The following is an 18879-nucleotide window of genomic DNA, read 5'->3' as shown; positions in this document are numbered from 1 at the left end:
TACTAATAGATAGAAACGCCAATTATAAAGAAGAGGTGATTAACATGACTCATTTAACCTTGCATACTGGGTATCAAGAAGAAGAAACGTGTTTTATAAAGTACCAATTAATTAAACATAACAAAAGTAAAGTAGCTTATACCGAAGAAGAAAAAATCAACCTTATTTTAAAAGATGCGGAAGAAAATATACTTGGAGGTCTTGTTGGTCATATCGATTGGGAATGTTTTTTTATCGATATTTTATGGGTCGATGAGTTGTTACGCGGGTTAGGAAAAGGACAAGAATTAATACAGCAAGCTGAAGAACTTGCGATCAAAAAGGGCTGTCGCTTTATTCGTTTAGAAACATTCAGCTTTCAAGCACCGGAATTTTATAAGCGATTGGGATTTAAAGAAATGGGGAAATTAGATGATTTCCCTAAAGGATATACGCATTATTACATGTATAAAGAGCTAAGTTAAAACACAGCGCCAATCAACCGATTGGCGCTGTGTTTTAACTTAAGTGCAAATCAGTTGATTTTAAAATCAAATTGATGATCTTCTTTATATTGACCTTTATCAAAATTTCTTTCGGCAAAGGTCAGTGTATTATCATGGGAGACCAAAACAACAGTCGCAGAACGTGTGCCGTAATCGGGTGTTTTTATAAAAATGGGTGATAGCATTCGTTCTAAATCTAAGCCAACTCCACTATCGGGAAGGTGCGTATCGGGTGCATGTTCTGCATTGGCCAAAATTGTAAAGAGCTCTTCTAAATCCGCCTTTTCTGTTTGAGCCATGTAGGAAGCAAGTCTTTCTTTTCCTTTTGTCACTTTAGGCCATGGTGTATTCAAAAAGTGATTGCTAAGTGCATGGGTTCCAGGTGGTATTTCGTATGATTCATTTTGAATATTGTTGTAGTAAACTAATTTTTCCGCATCTCCTACAATCAGATTAAAGCCCGCATATTGCTTTGGGTCAATCGACTGAAGATATTCTTCGGGAGAACTTGTAGCAGCTAAAAAATTTTTGACGACAGCGCCTCTAGACAAAGGCCCAGCTTCCAAATTTGTAGGATCCCTAAAATTTGTTAAAGCGGCAATGCGCCCCTGCTTTGTAACGCCTAACCAAGTCCCTAATTGCGTCAAATCTCGGCCAGCCAATATGGAAGGTTCATCATCCCAAAAATGAGCAGATGCAGCAGGACGACTATAAAATTCATCGCGATTCGCCGCGATGATTAATTTATAGCTGGGGTGATTTCGGAATTGCAGGTTTATTAAGCACATAACTTTTCCCCTTTTTGTTTTATTATATACAATAGTTGAGGTCAATGACAGAAGAGTAACTTGTGAGAAGAATAGATTGGTAAATGGTGGAATAGCAGAAAAGTATCGAAAGTTAAATCGAGAAAACTGTTTTTTACTAATTCAATAAAACTAATTATTGTATATATAAATGAAAATAATCAGGTCTAAAGATTCAATTGAAAGTTTACTCTGTTATACTATTAAAAGAGAATTCAAAGGAATAAGAAATTTTAATGTATTCAGGAGGCAAGCTATGGAGAAAGAAGCAACTTCATTATCATTTATGCGCATATTAATGGAAGGAATTAAAGAAATGGTATTCGTTGTAGAAGTTGATGAAGCCGGTTCTTTCACATATGATTTTTTTAACCAGGCAGTATTAGAGAAAACTGTACTAACTCCTGATTCTAAAGGAAAGACATTTAGTGAAGTTTATCCTGAAGAGATGGCAAATTTTCTGTATGAAAGATATAGAGAAGTGATTAAAACAAATGAGAAAAAGAGTTATGAAGACTCTTTTTATACAAAAGAAAATAGATTGTTGTATTCGGAAACGTTGTTGACTCCGCTATATAATGAAACGGGAAAATGCACGCATATTGTTAGTTTAGTAAAAGACATTACGAATGAAAAGCAAGCAAAGCTAGAAAGTGAGAAAATTCGTGAGCGACTGGAGATAAGTAGCGCACGTTATCAATCTTTGTATGATAGCAATGCGAGTGCCATATTCACTTTGGACTTTACTGGCAGCATTATAGGAGGAAATTCTGCAAGTCTAGAGATTAGTGGATATTCTAAAGAAGAGTTGTTAGCAGAAAACTTTGTATGTTTTATTACAGGGACAGATCAAAAACTAGCAAAAGAACATTTTCTATTGTCAAAGAGAGGAGAAGTAGACGATATACGTCTTCAAATCGTGAAGAAGTCTGGTGCGCTACTATCTTGTTTAGTGAAGTTTATCCCGATTAATGTAAAAGGAACGATTACTGGTTTTTATATGAGCGCAAAAGATATGACGGAATTAGATGCAATCTCAGGACTTTACAAAGCTGGGGAAGAGAATTTTCAAATTATTGCTGAAAACGTACACGATGTTATTGTCTTGATGGATCAATATAGACAATACTTATATGTCTCGCCATCGTCTGAAAATATATTTGGTTTTAAAGCAGATTCGATTGTGCAAAAAGAAGCTTATTATCAAATACATGCCGAGGATATTAAACGGGTTCGCAATAGCTTTGATTATGCTGCTAAAAATAGTACTACTTTTCGTGAGCAACTTAGATTATTGCATAAAAATAGAGGCTGGATATGGACAGAAGTAGCTGGTACACCTGTTTTAGGAGAAGATAAAAAGTTCAATCATATGGTAATTGTAGCAAGAGATATTTCTACTCAAAAAGAATACGAAAATCGACTCAGACATTTTGCTTATTTCGATGCGTTAACGGAATTGCCAAACCGTCGTTATTTCCAGGAGTACGTGACAGAAAAGTTGAATATGGATGAACAAAGTCGAAAAGGATTGGCCGTTCTTATTTTAGATATAGATGATTTTAAACAGATTAATGATCAATGGGGACATGAAATTGGCGATGGTGTTATTCAAGAGTTTGGGCATCGCCTAAATCGCTGCATTCAAGGAGATAATATCGCTGCCCGTTTAGGTGGAGACGAATTTGTGGTTCTATTGACAGAGATTGAAAATGAGGCACAAGTGACAACAAAAGCGGAAGCTATATACCAGGCTATGCAAATGCCAATTAACGTGTGTGACTTGTCTTTTGAAATCTCAATTAGTATGGGAATTACAATGGCTCCTGATGAAGGTACCTCTATATCTACTATGATGAAGCGAGCGGATTTAGCTATGTATCAAGCGAAACGAAAAGAAAAAAATACCTATCATTTAAGTCTGACATGAACCCTATTGGTTCATGTTTTTTTGTCATTACCATTATATGTGAAAAGAAAGTCGATCGTAAATTGTGTTTGAATTTTCAGAAACGAAATAAGTTTTCTTTTAATATGAAAAATGGTATGATTTTGTTAAATCATACATCCTATTTAAAATACAAATAATGGTCTCTTACGTAATTACATATACCTTGTTCTTTCTCTTTTATAATAATAAGGTGTGATATTCATTCTTGATGTTAAGAACTGAGAAAAATTTTACTATATGACCAAAATAATAAGTCTTTTTGAATATATGAGGTGAGAAAATGAAGAAATTACATCCGAAAACTTCCATGATGATTCAGCTTTTTTGTGTTTTTTGGATTGTATTCTTTTTTCTCGAAACTGAAAAAACAAGTAGTGCAGAAAATACGAAAGAAATTATTCAATTGGATAACAATAGTAGTAAGGTTTCTTTATCCGAAAGTGTACAGATTCTTAAAGATACAGAAGGCTCATACGAACTCGATGAATTAGTAGAACCTCCTGAAAGTTGGAAATTTGTTCAAAATGAAGAAGGGGTCCCAAATGGCGGATTTTCTTCGGATATTTATTGGATAAGGTTTACTGTAGAAAATACTTCGAAAAACGAAGAATGGCTGTTGGAACTTGCAAATACTTTTATCGATAAAGCGATCCTCTATTCTCCAGAACCATCTGGAGAATATTCTTCTATTCAGTTAAGTAATGATCAGTCAGAGTCGGAAGGTGTTTATTCAAAACATCCGCCAGTTTTCAAGCTAGTTTTGCCGAACGATGGCAGAAATACATTTTTTATGCGAGTAGAGTCGCAAGGAGCCATGCATCTTCCTTTAACAATTTGGGACCATACAGCTTACAACACAAAATCTAATCAGACCATGGCGTTAATTGGGTTAATCGGTGGGTTATGTCTTATTTTTTGTTTATGGTGTATCAAATGGTATAGATCTTCTCACCAAGTCAGTTTTCTTTACCTAATTTTCCTGGCGTTTTCAGTGTTAGTAGCTTCTTCTTCATGGAAAGGGTGGAGCTTTTCCTATATTTGGCCGGATGTAGAATGGTGGTATGGACAAACTCTCTTGGTTACGTTCGGTGTAGTCAGTCTCCTGTTTGTATTAATCACAAAAGAACTTTTAACAAACGCTCTTGAATTGTTTTGGCTTTCGAAAGTAACCAAGGTGACAGGTGCTTATGTTCTCTTATCATGGATCCTTTCTTACTTTTCTTATCCAGTTGCAAATGCCATGCTATTTGTATTAGTAACCTTAGCGGTATTGTTATCTTTGAGTATCGCTTTATATGCTTGGAATAAAAGAATTTCCTATGTGAGTTCATATGCTGCAGCGTTATTATTGTCCGTCGCTATCCTCGTTATTTCCTTTTTAACTGCTGCTGCTCTTATACCTTATGTTGAAACCGTTCAATACCTCCTTTGTTTCAGCAGTTATATTGTTCTCTTACTGACGGCAAAAACCTTGTTTGCGAAGGAAAAAGTGCAACTTGAAAAAAATGAACAACTTGAACGGGAAGCAAACGAACGTCAATTGATAAAAATAGAAGCGCTCAAAAGTGCTAATAAACGAAAAGAGGAATTATTGGCATATACTTCAAATGGCCTGCGAACCCCTCTTTATGGCATGATTGGCCTAGCAGAAACAATCCGAGAATCAGCTAATGGAAAAATCACCCCTACTATGGTAAACCAATTAAATGATTTGGTGGCCAACGGAAGAAACATGGCCCATTTAGTAAATGACATTCTCGATTTTTCAAAGCGCAACCAAGCTTCTTCGCGCATTCAAGTTGAAGCTCTTGTCGTTGATAAAATATGCAATGATGTTTTAGCGCTTTGTCGCCCGTTAATTCAAACAGATTTAGTAACTCTTTATCATACTATCCCGTCTTCTTTGCCTAAAGTAGTTGCAGATGCAGATCACTTACAGCAAATTTTGTATAACTTGCTCGACAATTCTATTCGGCACACATACGAGGGCGAAATTGTTGTGTCAGCTCACGTTTTGGGGAAAGAGCTAGAGATATCGGTAAAAGATACAGGAGTAGGTATAAAAGAAGAAAAAATACCAACGTTATTTGAATGGAATAGTACAGAAGAAAAAACGTTGGAGAATCAGGGCATGGGGTTGAAAATCACTAAAAATTTAGTTGAACTTCAAGGTGGAAATTTAAAAGTTGAATCGCAAGAAGGAACAGGCTCACAGTTTAGCTTTACTGTGCCGATATATGAAGATGATGGAGCTGTACAATTTCTAAATAATTACGAGTCCATTACGAAGGAAATGACCGCACCACAGTTAGCCGATTCGATTTTAAAACAACATGCGACTAAAAGAGAGTTGCATGTTCTTGTCATCGACTCAGAAGAAATTAATCGAATTGTGCTCATTCGCCAACTGCTATCGGAAGGTTATCATGCAATAGGAGCAGAGAATGGCCAAACAGCCATGCACCTGTTGTCGTATAAACCAGTGGATTTGATAGTGATGGATGGACGTTTATCCGATATGACCGGTGATGAATTGTGCAGACGAATTCGTATAGAATTTACTTTGACGGAGCTGCCCATTTTAATGTTGTCGAACGTTGATAGCCTTCAGGAAAAGAAGGAAGCTTTTAGAGCTGGAGCCAATGATTATTTACTAAAGCCTTGTGATAAAGAAGAGTTTCTACTCCGTGTCCGGACTTTAGCGAATACGAGCAGTTTAACGCAAGAAATCACCAACTTGAATTATTTTCTTGAGCGGAATGTTAAAGAACGAACCATGGAACTGGAAATTACAAACTTAAATTTGTTGACAGTTAATGATGAAATCCAAGAAATTGAGAAATCTAGAAATGAAATGTTATCCGCAATTTCACATGAATTAGGAACTCCAATAACGTTAATCCATAGTTATATCCAGGCCGTGAAAGAAAGTTTAATTGAAGAAAACAATCCTCGATACTTGGATATGATTCATAAAAAATTATTGCTCCTAGAACGTCTCACAGAGGACCTAGTCGAATTGACCGAATACAAGTCAGGTCACATGACTTTGCGCTTTGTAGAATACGACATGAATAATTGGGTAACAAGGCTAATAGAATCGATGGAATCAGACGTTACGCAAAGTGGACGTGCTTTTAAATTTTTAGGGACAGATAACCAAGATGACATTAACGAGTCTTTGCTAAGAATAGATTTAGATCGTCTAGACCAAGTAATTTCTAATATTCTATGGAACTCTGTAAAGCATACTTCTGCAGAGGAGGGAATGATTACATTGGCAATAGACATTTTAGCGAAAAATAATAATAATATCGTTTTAGATGAAGAGTGTGACGGAGAACTTGTTATTCGAATTGCCGATAACGGCTGCGGAATTAAAAAAGATTCATTGCCCCATATATTTGAACGTTTTTATAAAATCAACAGTTCTGCTAACTATAAAGGGAGCGGACTTGGATTAGCCATTGCTAAAGAAATTATTTTGGCGCATAACGGACAAATATGGGCGGATAGTACAGTAGGGCAAGGAAGCGAATTTATCATTGTATTGCCGTTAACTTTTCAATAAAGGAAAGGAGGAAGACAGATGAATGCTGCTACGATCATGATTGTAGAGGATGATGAAGGAATCCGTGAACTAACACGTTTATTTCTTCTTAAAAAAGGTTATGAAGTTATCCAAGCAGAAGATGGGTTTCAAGCATTAGAGTTATTGGAAAAAGATAAGCCTGACCTTATTTTGCTTGATGTTGAAATGCCAGGGATGAATGGATTGGAAGTGTGTAGGAGAATTCGTCTGAAAACCACTTTGCCAATCTTATTTGTCAGTTACCGCAAAGAACTGGTGTACAAGATTCAAGGGCTCGAAGCGGGTGGCGATGATTATATAACGAAGCCTTTCGATTTTAATGAGTTGGATGCGCGTATACGCGCAATTCTTCGAAGAAACGGTTGGAGAAATAGCGCAGATGATCAATTGACCATCTTAAAATACAAAGACCTTCATATTCATGTAGATTCTCGTGAACTATATGTAGGAGGGACTGCGGTAAAGTTGTACCATAAAGAATTTCAGTTGTTGTTGCTGCTAGCTCAGACACCCAATCGAGTCTGGACGGCTGAACAATTATATGATCAAGTATGGGGCTATTACTCAGAAGGTGAAGTGCAAACAGTTAAAGTGCATATTAGCAAATTACGGAAAAAAATTGAAAAAGACCCGGCGAATCCAGAATTTATTCAAACAGTTCGTGGTTTTGGTTATAAGTTTATATGGGAGTAAAAGCACTCGGTTTGCAAAAACCGAGTGCTTTTTTTGTTTTTCCTAAGTTTTTAGTGAATGATGTAATTCTAAAGAACTACATCATTCGTGTTGCTGACTAAGTTTTTCCTTTATATTTGAATTTTTAGATTATTTAACGTTTATTTAACCTTGAACTTCTAATATACTAGTTACAAAGGATGAACCTTAGGAGGATTTAGTTATGGAGAGTACATTCAATCTGAATAAATTCTTAAAAGCAATGCACAAAAGAAAGGGTTTAATTATTTTTGTTACGCTCGCTTTTGTGGTGTTTGCTGCAGTAGCGAGCTATACCATTATGAACCCCGTTTATAAAGCGACCACACAAATTTTGGTCAATCAAAACACAGTCAATAGTCAAGATGTTAACAGTCTTGACATCAATACCAATCTCCAACTAATCGGAACGTACAATGTCATTATTAAAAGCCCAGCAATTTTAAAGAATGTAATTGAAGAATTAAAACTTGATGAAACGGCTCAATCACTAACAGAGCGAATTACGGTTACCAATATTGAAAGTTCACAAGTCGTTACCGTATCCGTTGAAGACTCTTCTATGGAACAAGCCGTGCTATTGGCTAATACCATTGCAAAGGTGTTTCAAGAAGAAATTCAACAAATGATGAAAGTTGATAATGTCAGCATATTAGCTACAGCAGAGATGACTGCGAATCCAAAACCAATTCGTCCAGATCCAATTTTTAATATGGCAATTGGGGCAGTTGTTGGATTGGTTTTCGGAGTTGGCATTACGTTAATCTTGGATCAACTAAATACGACGGTTCGATCCGAAGAGGATATTGAAGAAATGGCAGGACTGCAAGTGTTAGGCATCGTGAGTCCTGTAGATAGCAACATGAAAATGGAGAAGCCATTAAATTTATCAGATAGATGGGAGAAGGATAGTTATGCGGACAGCGAACAAGACAAAAAGATTAATGCCACGAAAATTGGTGGTTCGTACTAATCCACATTCGATTGCAGCTGAACAATATAGAACAATTCGAACGAATATTAACTTCTCAATACCTGATTTAACTTCGAAAATTATTTTATTTACATCGGCTTCAAAAGAAGAAGGGAAGTCTACTACAGCTGCGAATATGGCAATTGTTTTTGCGGAGACTGGAAAACGAGTCCTGTTAATTGACGCAGACATGCGACGTCCAACATTATTTAGAACCTTTCAATTAGGCAATAATACAGGCTTATCTAATTTATTATTGGGGAAAGGTAATTTAAAGCATTCAGTAAAAGCTAGTGGAATTCCTAACTTGGACTTACTGATGAGTGGACAAATTCCCCCAAACCCAGCTGAGCTATTAGAATCCGATACTTTGGATGAACTAATGGAAGAAATGCGAGGATTGTACGATTACGTGCTCTTTGATTCACCACCAATTTTATCTGTAACCGATGCTAAAATTTTAGCCAACAGATGTGACGGGACTGTATTAGTAGTAAATACAGGAAAATCGGAAAAAGTAAGTGTTGAAAAAGCCAGGGATTCTTTAGCGACGGCGAAGGCTTTTATTTTAGGGGTCGTTTTAAACAATTATCCATTAACTAGTGAAAATTATTATTATCATAACTACAATGAGTGAATAAGCTGATTTAAAGGAAAGGAAGAAAACGTATGAAGATCAATAAAAGGCATATGCGCAAAATTCTTCATCGTTCTCAGAAGACTTTCCTAATGGCTTTTCGGCACGCACGTACAGCTGTGTTAGAAGGATTTGAAAATTTCGAACAAATAATTGAGCACAAAAGCTTGTCGAAAAAAGAACATCTTAAAGGAAAAGTCGTGATGATTACCGGAGCAGGAGGAATGATTGGTTCTGAAATAAGTCGTCAATTGTTGGAACTTTCTCCTGAGCACATTTTACTAGTTGGTCATGGTCCACAATCGATTTATACAATTGAGTATGAGCTAAGAAAGCATTTAGGCTATCAAGCAGAAATTATTCCGATTATTATTCATCTTCAAGATAAAAAAAGAGTTTTTGAAGTTGTTGAACGATTCAGGCCAGACGTTATTTATCATACCGAGGACAATCATCAAATTGATTTTACAGAAGAACAATATGCTGAAGCTGTTTACTCAAATGCTCTAGGAACCAGTAATATCGCAGAAGCAGCAAACCGTTATCATGTGGGTGTATTTGTTTTAGTATCTTCTGACCAGGCAGAAAAACCAATTAATTTAATAGAAGTTAACAAAAGGCTAGCGGAAGTGATTGTCGAAAGTATTTCGCAAACCAGTTTAACAAAGTACATCATTATTCGACTACCAGCATTTTTCTTTACAGAGCAATTGGCATCAAAGTTTTATCCAGTATATGAGCAGCAAACAGAAGTTATTTCCGCCGTGCAAAAGATTCTTCAAATTGGCGGCGCAACTACTGCGTTTGATAAAGGAGATTTAACTCAACATAAAAATAAATTTGTTTATACCGAACTTCAAAAGCAGAAAGAGCTTAGTCAAATAGAAATGGCACGTCTATTAAAACAGCTGAAAACAGCCTCTGAGGATGAAGTACAAGAACTGGTGATATCAATTATCAAGCAATAAAAGAAAGGGTGGGAGAAATGGGAACGGAAAAATATCATAATGAATATCTTTTTGAAGAAGTTTTTGAAAGGAATGTGCCATTTCAAAATGACGATATGATAGAACAACATCCCTTTTTGAACAAAATTTATCCCTATGCATTGAATATCGTTCAATTGGTGACTTATTGTGAAAACAATACTGTGGCATTGCTGTCTGGCAGTTTAGAAATTGGTACTGTGGATAGCAACGCTGGATTTGAAGAGCAGATTGGAGAAGTTTCATGTGGTCTTGATCAGGAAGGCAATATGAAACCGTATGCTTATAATTTGAAAACTCTTCAAAAAATCGATAAGCATCCCCAAACACGCTTTGTTTTTGCAGGTAGTAAAATTCCACATTTTGATCAACTAAAGGCGTTAGCTATTAACTTACACATTGAAAATAAAGTAGATGATGTGATTTCTTGGAAGTTTGCTTTGGATTCAAAAGGACAAGCTATTTTGATTACGTGGTTAATGGAAAAAGAAAACTTACTTTAGCACGTCAATACAAATCATTTTTATCACATACTGTTTTATGGAATGTATACCTACAAAAAAATTGGGCGCAAGCTGAACAAAGAGAATGGGCAATCCGAATAGCTCGATGGAAAAGTAGGAAAAGGGGGAAAACTGTCACTATGTTGCACAATCTGAAAATAGCAGTAGTTGGATTGGGTTATGTCGGATTGCCCGTAGCGGTTGCATTTAATCAAAAATATCCAGTTACAGGCTACGACATAAGTACAGCCAGAATACAGGCATTGCTGTTAGGGGTAGATAAGACGCACGAAGTAAGTCGTGAAGAACTTGCGAAAACCACAATTGCCTTTACATCGGATCCAGCCGATCTACAAGATGCCGGTTTTATCATCATCGCTGTTCCATCTGCTCTCGATGAGAACCACTTGCCGGAGCTATCTGCTTTAAAAGCAGCGAGTAAATGTGTGGGTCAACAAATAAAAAAAGGTGCGGTAGTGGTCTATGAAACAATAGTTGGGCCTGGAATGACTGAAGAAATTTGTATTCCTTTACTAGAGAAGTATTCGGGCTACGAAAATGGCAAAGAATTTTTTGTCGGTTATTCTCCTGCACGAACTGTACCTGGGGATAAGAAAAATAATTTTAAAACAATGAAAAAAGTGGTTGCTAGTCAAAGCGAGGAAGTAACAGAGTTTTTAGCGCAAGTATACGGCAGTGTAGTAAATGGCGGGATTTACAAAGCACCTTCTATTCAAGTTGCTGAAACAGCGAAGTTGATTGAGAACATTCAACGTGATGTTAATGTCGCTTTGATGAATGAATTAGCATTAATTTGTGAGCGCTTAGAAATTGATACACAGGAAGTATTAGCTACAGCAGGAAGTAAACGAGATTTCGTGAAGACGATGCCAAACTTAGTAGGCGGACAAGAAATTGGACTTGCCTCCTTTTATTTAACGGATAAAGTAAAAATGCTTGGCCATAGCTCTGATGTGATTTTGCCTGGACGAAAAATTAATGACCGTATGGGGCAGTTTATTGCACAAGCATTAATGAAAAAGATGAAGCAAGAAAATATTTTGTTGAGCGAGGGAAAAGTCATTATTTTAGGGCTGTCCTTTAAAGAAGATGTTCCAGATCTACGGAATTCTAAAGTGGTAGATATTGTTAAAGAATTAAAGTTGCATGGGATTAATGTTCAGTTAGCGGACCCTTATGCTTCCGCAGAAGATGCTCAAAGTCATTACGAAGCGGACTTGTTATCTTACCATGAATTAAAGCCAGCTCATGCTGTTGTTTTAGCAGTTCCACATAAAACATATAAAGACAACAGTTGGAAGCAGTTTGACGGCTTGTTTATTGGAGAACGGGGAATCGTATTTGATATAAAAGGGGTGCTAGAGGAAGCAAAAAAACCAGAAAAGATTCAGTTATGGCGCTTATAATTTTACACTTCACCACATGAACTCTCTGCTATGGGCAGGGGGTTTTTTGTATTATGGGCGCCACCTGTTTTTTTAGAAGAGTGGACGGGTATGGAATACTATAGAACTCAAGGAGGTCGAAGTTATGGAGATTGTGCCGAAAAAGGATTTACTAAAAGACCGTTACGGGAATTATTACATGGTATCTTATGCTTCTAAAAAGTCGTTGACTATCGTAAACGCCGCAATGTATCATGCTTTCAATCAAATACTAGATGAAGAACTGGTGAAAAAAGTAAAAGCAAAATATCCAAATAATATTGCTTGTGGAAAGTATTTTGCCGACTTAGTTCATGAACAAGTCGAACATATGAATAGCGCTGCAGACGCGGGGACTATTTATGATATTGAAGATGTGAAAAAGGAATACGATTTGCATATGAAGCCTTTATATGACGATTCTTTCCATCTCTAAAAGGAGTCGATCATGCACATGACTTTCCTAAAGGAGAAGATTCGGTATGCTGAAATTCATGAGTTTTACTTTAGCTATACTGTTGCTATTGACAGCCTGTAGTAGTGAAAGCTTAGAGGAACAACAGTCTCCAGAGGAGGATAGTAATCTAACTAAAGAGGAATCCGAGAAAGTGGAAGAAGAGCCAACTGTCGATGAAGAAACTATCGATATAGACCCTTATGATTTTTTTATGCCAGATAATTCTATGGCTACTTTTCTTGGAGAAGGAAATGAGTATGCGAGTTTTACTTTACAGACGGTTTTTATGGACGATAAGCACATTGCTACCTATGAGGACAATGGTGGGACAGTGATGTTAAAAGTTTTTAGAATCGGCGAAAGCTCAGTTGAAGTGGTAAAAGAACAAGTTGAATTTTACGAAGAATATGCAGCCAGTTCAGAAGAATTAGAGGCATTACAACCGATTCGAACGTATTTAACTTTTCCGTTAGAAGTAGGTACAGTCATGGATGATTGGACAGTGACACAAACAAATGCAAGCGTTGAAACGCCTTTTGAAAACTTTGAAAATGTCATTGTTATTGAAAATGAAGAAACTGAAAATACGATTAACAAAACTTACTTTAGCAAAGGATACGGTGAGGTAAAACGTGAGTTCAGGATGCAAGAAGAAGGACAAGATGAGTTTGTGGTCACTTCTGTGTTAGAAAGTGTTGAAACAGAGTAAACGAAAATATGGGCCTGCCAAAACTGGCGGGCTTTAATGCTTTATCCGCCTAAAGTCTGAATATTGTCGGAATTGGTTGAAAAGTCTTTCAATTATCTCAATACCCTATATAATGAACAATTATGAAGATAGGGAGATGAGGCAAAATGTCCAATCTAAAAAACGAGTCGCTGCAATTGCATAGAACGAATCAAGGGAAATTGGAGATCCGTTCAAAAGTAGCAGTAGAAAACGAAAGGGACTTGAGTCTCGCTTATTCTCCAGGGGTAGCGGAACCGTGCAGAGAAATTGCAGCTGATCCCTCGAAAGTTAACGATTATACGATGAAAAGCAATATGGTAGCTGTCGTAACAGACGGTACCGCCGTTCTTGGTCTTGGAAATATTGGACCTCTTGCCTCGTTACCAGTCATGGAAGGAAAAGCTATTTTGTTCAAGGAGTTTGCAGGTGTGGATGCTTTCCCGATTTGTTTGGATACAACAGATGCCGAAACCATTATTCAAACTGTAAAATTACTTGAACCAGGGTTTGGCGGCGTCAATCTTGAAGACATTGCTGCCCCCACGTGTTTTATAGTAGAAGAACGTCTGAAAAAAGAAATGGGCATTCCAGTTTTTCATGATGATCAACATGGCACCGCTATTGTCACCCTTGCAGGTTTGATCAATGCGTTGAAATTGGTTGGGAAAGACGTTCAAGAAACAAAAGTTGTGGTAAATGGGGCGGGAGCTGCTGGAATTGCTATTGTAAAACTACTTAGTAAATTTGGTTTTGCCCACCTGATTATGTGTGATACAAAAGGGGCTATATTCAAAGGACGCAAAAATGGCATGAATCCATTTAAAGCGGAAGTGGCTGAAATGAGCAATTACGAACGGAAAGAAGGTTTACTAGCGGATGTGATACAAGGAGCAGATGTTTTTATTGGCGTATCAGCTGAAGGGGCATTGACTGAAGACATGGTCCGGTCGATGAATAGCGATGCAATTATTTTTGCTATGGCAAATCCGAACCCTGAAATTCTTCCGCATTTGGCGAAAAAAGCTGGAGCACGAGTGGTGGGGACAGGGCGTTCTGATTTTCCGAATCAAGTCAATAATGTACTGGCTTTCCCAGGTCTTTTTAGGGGAGCCTTAGATGTATTGGCTACTGATATTAACGATGCAATGAAAATCGCTGCAGTGGAAGCGATTGCAGGCTTGCTAGAGACAGATGAATTACACGAAGGTTACGTTATCCCAAAACCATTTGATTTACGTGTAGCCTCTGCTGTAGCTGCTGCTGTGGCAAAAGCGGCTACTGAAACGGGAGTAGCACGCAAGGCAATTTCAACAGATGATTTAAAACAAAAAACGATCAGTTTATCTGCAGTAGGAGAAAATCAAAGCTAAACGTATAACCATCTGAAACAACGGATGGTTTCAGACTGTAGACAAAGTCTATTGAAAATGTATAGTTGTGTATAACCACAACCGTTCTGGCCACTGCGCTTTCCATGGGCTCAGCTTCAGCCTCCTCGTCACTTGCGTTCCTGCGGGGTCTTCAGCTTTCGCTGTCCCATAGGAGTCTTCGTGGCCAGAACGGTTGTTAGGATATAGCTCTAATTAGAGAGAGTAACCAGTGATTCCACTTTTCAAGAGAATTAATGAGCAATCACACAAGGATCCGAAGCGCAATGCGGCGAAGGGCAAAGATATGCTCCTGCATCGCTGCGCTAGCTTCGTCGCAAAGCCATTGCCCGAAGTCCCTTCGGTCACTGACTTTCCTGCGGAAAAACGGAGTGATGAGACCCCGCAGGAGCTTGCGACGAGGAGGCTCAGCGCTTCGTCCGCGGAAAGCGTCCGCATGGAGCGAAGGATCCAGTATATAGGATAAGATGAATATTCATTCGTTAACTAACATAATAATTCTTTTGTCTAAAAGCTGAAACCATCCGAAACACCGGATGGTTTTTTTGTAATTTGTTTTAGTTCCAAAAAAATAACCAACACCGCTTTCTTTTAAGAAGGCGTGTTGGTTGTTTTTAACTATGAACTAATTCTTTTTCTTCTATAACGGGGAAAGGTTCACTGTGACCTTCTTGGCGGTAAACATCGAGCAAGTCACATGGACGACCGATAAAATCAGTTTGTCCATTTTTAATTTTGACAATGCGGTCAGCCAAAATGTGAGCATCTTTTTCATCGTGTGTAACAAAGATAGAAGTGATATTGGCTTTTTTAAGAATATCACGTAATTCTTTCCGTATCTTTTCCTGTAATTCTGCATCCAAGTTACTGAAAGGTTCGTCAAGCAAGAGAAGATGCGGGTTTGGCGCAAGTGCTCTAGCAATCGCTACACGCTGTTGTTGTCCACCGCTCAATTGGTGAGGATAACGATTTTCATACCCTTCTAATTCCACAAGCTCCAACACTTCGTGGAGACGTTTTTGCTTGGCAGATTTTTTCATACGAAACAGACCGAATAAGATATTATCAGCAACCGTCATATGAGGGAAAAGTGCATAATCTTGAAATACCATGCCAATGCCACGCTTTTCGGGCTGTATAAATGTTTTATTGTCACAGAGAACTTGATCTTGAATCGTTACTTTTCCAACTGAAGGATTTTCAAGTCCGGCAAGAAGACGAAGAACCGTGCTTTTTCCGCTACCGCTTCGTCCAAGAATCGAAATAACTTCACCTTTTTCAATTTGCAAAGAGAAATTATCAAGTGCAACAGCTTTTGTATTTGGATAAGAAAAACAAAGATTTTCAATGGTTACGAACATATTAATCCAACTCCTTTTCCAAAAACTTGTAGAAGACCACAATCGCTAGAGCACTGATTCCAACAATCAATAGGGAAGCTTGAGAAGCCTCCATGATTTTTTCATCGCTGGCATATTGGAAGGCTTTCGTTGAAAGTGTATCAAAATTAAATGGCCTTAAAATTAAAGTTAATGGGATTTCTTTTAATACATCGATAAAGACTAGAATAAATCCGCTAATAATGGCGCCTTTCATCATCGGCATGTCTACTTTAAAGAAAGTTCTGGTTAATCCTGCTCCTAAAAGGCGAGAAGCGTCTTGGAAATCCGTCCCGATTTTATCGTAACCAGTCTCGATCGAGCTATAGCCAATGGCAAAAAACCGAATGATATAGGCAGTAACGAGTAAGATAAGACTAACGCTGAGTACGAGCGTCGATTTTGTGCCCACTAACTGATAGAGTGGCGCTAAAAAATTATCTAATGCCACAAAGGCAGTTACAACAGCAACTGCAATAACGGCTCCAGGAATAGAGTAACCGAGAACAGTCAATTTTGGCAACAATTTAGCTAACCTGCCGTGTACTAGACGGGCAAAATTACCAACAATTAATGAGAATACAATTATGGTAGCAGCACTAATGCCTGCTACAAACACTGAGTTTTTGATATAAGACATAAACTCATCTAACGGAATTGTACCAAAAGTTAAGATTGTCCAGTCGATTAGTTGAATAACTGGAATGAAAAAGCCTAATGCTAATATTGTAAAGCCATAGCCGGCTGCTGCAAATGCTTTCCATCCGGTTAACCGAATGAGCGGCAACGGGCGTACTTTAGTGGATGAGTAGCTGTATTGACGTTTACCACGCAGGATTTTCTCAATCAGCAAAATAACAATAACAAAGCCCATTAAAGAAGCTGCAAGTTTAATCGAAGTTTCAATATCGCCTAACCCAAACCAGCTTTGGAAGATTGCTGTCGTAAATGTCTGGATGCCATAGTATTTCACCACACCGTAATCGTTTAATACTTCTAAAATGACTAAACTAGCACCTGCAATAATCGAAATTCGTGAAATTGGGACAACCACTTGGAAAAACGTTCGCCACGGACCTTTTCCGAGAAGTCGTGTACTTTCAATAAGCGACGCAGATTGTTGAGATAGAAACACTTGTGTAATGGTGTAAACGTAAGGATATAAGAAAACGGTATAGATAAAGATTGCACCTGGCAAATTCATGATGTCAAAGTATACCGGGTTGAGTTCCATATTAAACTGTCCGCGAAGTGTGGACTGAATCACTCCGGTATAATTGAAGATTCCGTGATAGGTATATGCTCCGATAAAAGGAGGGATAGATAGAGGCAAAATCAAAGCCCATTTTAAAAACTTTCGGAAAGGAAACTGGTACTGAGCAATCAGCCAAGCTAAACTCAGACCGATGAAAATCGTTGAACCTGCTGTGGCAACAACGAGGATCAAAGAGTTTTTGACAAACGACCATAGGACGAATTCTTTCATATGCTCCCAATTTTCATTAGAGGGGGTGAATAAACCTGTCACAATTGTCATGTTCGGCAAAAACAGTGCAGCAATAATCGCGATGGCTGCGACCGTCCAAATATTTATGTTAGCGAGTCTTCGTTGCATAGCATTAGTCACCTTTCCAATCGTCAGAAATCCCTTGCCGTTTTGGAACACAGCAAGGGAAGAGCTTTTTGATTATTTCCAGCCTACCTCGTTAAAGATTAAAATCGACTTGGCGTTGTTGTCTCCCAATGAAGAAAGTGGGATGTCTTGTTCTTTGAATTCGCCCCATGATTTCAGTAGCTCAGACGGTTCAACAGCTGAGTTTACTGGATACTCATAGTTAGCTTCTGCAAATGTCCCTTGTGCTTCAGGTGCAGATAAGAATTCAAGTAATTTAATGGCATTGTCTTTGTTAGCCGCAGATTTTACAACGCCTGCACCACTAACGTTAACGTGAGTTCCTGTTGTGTCTTGGTTCGGGAAGTAAATCCCAAGATTTTCTGCAACTTCTACTTCAGCAGCGTCTTCAGAATTTAACATTTGACCAAAATAATAGCTGTTCATAATCGCCACATCACCGATTCCAGCTGCAATCGCTTTTGCTTGGTCACGATCTCCACCTTCAGGGTCACGTGCAAAGTTCTTAACTAATCCAGCAGCCCATTCTTTTGCTTGTTCTTCACCGTCAATTTCGATAAATGAAGCAAGTAACGATTGATTGTAGATGTTTTCAGAACTACGGATTAATACGCGGCCATTCCACTGATCTTCTGTCAATGCATCGTACGTAGATAATTCTTCAGGTGTTACGGTGTCTTGGTTGTATACAATTACACGAGCACGTTTTGTTAAGCCGTACCACATTTGATCGGTATCACGGTAGTTTTCAGGAATTTGCTCGTCTAATAGGTCACTTGTTACGGATTGCAATAAGCCATCTTCTTTAGCACGGTATAGACGGCCGGCATCAGCAGTTAAAAATAAGTCTGCTTCAGTAGCGTCGCCTTCACGTTTGATGCGCTCAAGTAGTTCGTCAGCGTCACCTTTGATCAAATTGACTTTAATACCTGTTTCTTCTTCGAACTTTTTATATAGTTCATCGTCGACATCATAATGTCTTGCTGTATATAGATTAACTTCATTACCATCTGTTTCATCTTTTTGTTCAGCTGCATCATCGTTTCCACATGCTGCTAAAACAAGAAGTAGTAATGCTAAAATGAGATATAAAGATTTCTTCATGGATGTCTCTCCCTTTAGTATATAATTGAGAAGTTAAATGAAAATCATTCTCAACCTCAATTATAAAGAGCTAATTGAGAATGTCAATCAGAAACAGCC

16 protein-coding genes are annotated in these 18879 nt (G+C 37.9%); 12 read left to right on the top strand and 4 right to left on the bottom strand.

Annotated features, from left to right (window positions below; genetic code table 11):
* Window positions 1–44 precede the first annotated feature (44 nt).
* Window positions 45–464 carry a GNAT family N-acetyltransferase gene (locus tag BCM40_RS12035; protein WP_065525703.1) on the top strand — a complete coding sequence of 140 codons (420 nt, stop codon included), beginning with the start codon at window positions 45–47 and terminating at the stop codon, window positions 462–464.
* Window positions 465–514: 50 nt separating this feature from the next.
* Here BCM40_RS12035 and BCM40_RS12030 read toward each other — a convergent pair whose 3' ends face one another.
* Window positions 515–1273 (bottom strand): NRDE family protein, encoded by a 759-nt coding sequence (locus tag BCM40_RS12030; RefSeq protein ID WP_065525704.1) that lies wholly within the window; start codon window positions 1271–1273, stop codon window positions 515–517.
* A 274-nt stretch (window positions 1274–1547) separates the two neighbouring features.
* Here BCM40_RS12030 and BCM40_RS12025 point away from each other — a divergent pair, with 274 nt between their 5' ends.
* The 11 genes from BCM40_RS12025 (at window position 1548) to ystJ (ending at window position 14646) form a co-directional block, all read left to right on the top strand.
* Window positions 1548–3221, top strand: coding sequence for a sensor domain-containing protein (locus BCM40_RS12025; protein ID WP_065525705.1), 1674 nt, complete (start codon window positions 1548–1550; stop codon window positions 3219–3221).
* Window positions 3222–3522: 301 nt separating this feature from the next.
* Window positions 3523–6813, top strand: a complete 3291-nt coding sequence (locus BCM40_RS12020; RefSeq protein WP_065525706.1) for an ATP-binding protein — start codon at window positions 3523–3525, stop codon at window positions 6811–6813.
* Window positions 6814–6831: 18 nt separating this feature from the next.
* Window positions 6832–7527: a response regulator transcription factor gene (locus BCM40_RS12015; protein ID WP_065525707.1), complete on the top strand. Its 696-nt coding sequence runs from the start codon at window positions 6832–6834 to the stop codon at window positions 7525–7527.
* Window positions 7528–7729: 202 nt separating this feature from the next.
* The gene (locus BCM40_RS12010) at window positions 7730–8518 is read left to right on the top strand and encodes a YveK family protein (RefSeq protein WP_065525708.1); all 789 of its coding nucleotides are present in this window, start codon (window positions 7730–7732) and stop codon (window positions 8516–8518) included.
* Entirely contained in the window at window positions 8460–9155 is a 696-nt protein-coding gene (locus BCM40_RS12005) for a CpsD/CapB family tyrosine-protein kinase (protein ID WP_065525709.1), read from the top strand. Before BCM40_RS12010 ends, BCM40_RS12005 begins: the two co-directional genes overlap by 59 nt.
* Before the next feature lie 32 nt (window positions 9156–9187).
* Entirely contained in the window at window positions 9188–10123 is a 936-nt protein-coding gene (locus tag BCM40_RS12000; RefSeq protein ID WP_065525710.1) for a polysaccharide biosynthesis protein, read from the top strand.
* Between the two features lie 17 nt (window positions 10124–10140).
* Window positions 10141–10644 (top strand): sugar-transfer associated ATP-grasp domain-containing protein, encoded by a 504-nt coding sequence (locus tag BCM40_RS11995; RefSeq protein ID WP_065525711.1) that lies wholly within the window; start codon window positions 10141–10143, stop codon window positions 10642–10644.
* A gap of 140 nt (window positions 10645–10784) precedes the next feature.
* Window positions 10785–12071 carry a nucleotide sugar dehydrogenase gene (locus tag BCM40_RS11990; protein ID WP_065525712.1) on the top strand — a complete coding sequence of 429 codons (1287 nt, stop codon included), beginning with the start codon at window positions 10785–10787 and terminating at the stop codon, window positions 12069–12071.
* 124 nt (window positions 12072–12195) lie between these two features.
* Window positions 12196–12525, top strand: a complete 330-nt coding sequence (locus tag BCM40_RS11985; protein WP_065525713.1) for a hypothetical protein — start codon at window positions 12196–12198, stop codon at window positions 12523–12525.
* Between the two features lie 46 nt (window positions 12526–12571).
* The gene (locus BCM40_RS11980; protein WP_065525714.1) at window positions 12572–13255 is read left to right on the top strand and encodes a hypothetical protein; all 684 of its coding nucleotides are present in this window, start codon (window positions 12572–12574) and stop codon (window positions 13253–13255) included.
* Between the two features lie 146 nt (window positions 13256–13401).
* Window positions 13402–14646: an NADP-dependent malic enzyme gene (gene ystJ, locus BCM40_RS11975; protein ID WP_065525715.1), complete on the top strand. Its 1245-nt coding sequence runs from the start codon at window positions 13402–13404 to the stop codon at window positions 14644–14646.
* 632 nt (window positions 14647–15278) lie between these two features.
* Here ystJ and BCM40_RS11965 read toward each other — a convergent pair.
* The 3 genes from BCM40_RS11965 to BCM40_RS11955 all read right to left on the bottom strand — a co-directional run bounded on the left by BCM40_RS11965 (window position 15279) and on the right by BCM40_RS11955 (window position 18780).
* Entirely contained in the window at window positions 15279–16025 is a 747-nt protein-coding gene (locus tag BCM40_RS11965; RefSeq protein ID WP_065525717.1) for an ABC transporter ATP-binding protein, read from the bottom strand.
* 1 nt (window position 16026) lies between these two features.
* The gene (locus tag BCM40_RS11960; RefSeq protein ID WP_065525718.1) at window positions 16027–17658 is read right to left on the bottom strand and encodes an ABC transporter permease; all 1632 of its coding nucleotides are present in this window, start codon (window positions 17656–17658) and stop codon (window positions 16027–16029) included.
* A 72-nt stretch (window positions 17659–17730) separates the two neighbouring features.
* Entirely contained in the window at window positions 17731–18780 is a 1050-nt protein-coding gene (locus BCM40_RS11955) for a Fe(3+) ABC transporter substrate-binding protein (protein ID WP_065525719.1), read from the bottom strand.
* Window positions 18781–18879 lie beyond the last annotated feature (99 nt).

The organism is Planococcus donghaensis (assembly GCF_001687665.2).
GTDB classification, from domain to species: Bacteria; Bacillota; Bacilli; order Bacillales_A; family Planococcaceae; genus Planococcus; species Planococcus donghaensis.
The sequence above is the reverse complement of the archived record's forward strand: the minus strand, read 5'-3'. Positions and strand labels throughout refer to the sequence as shown.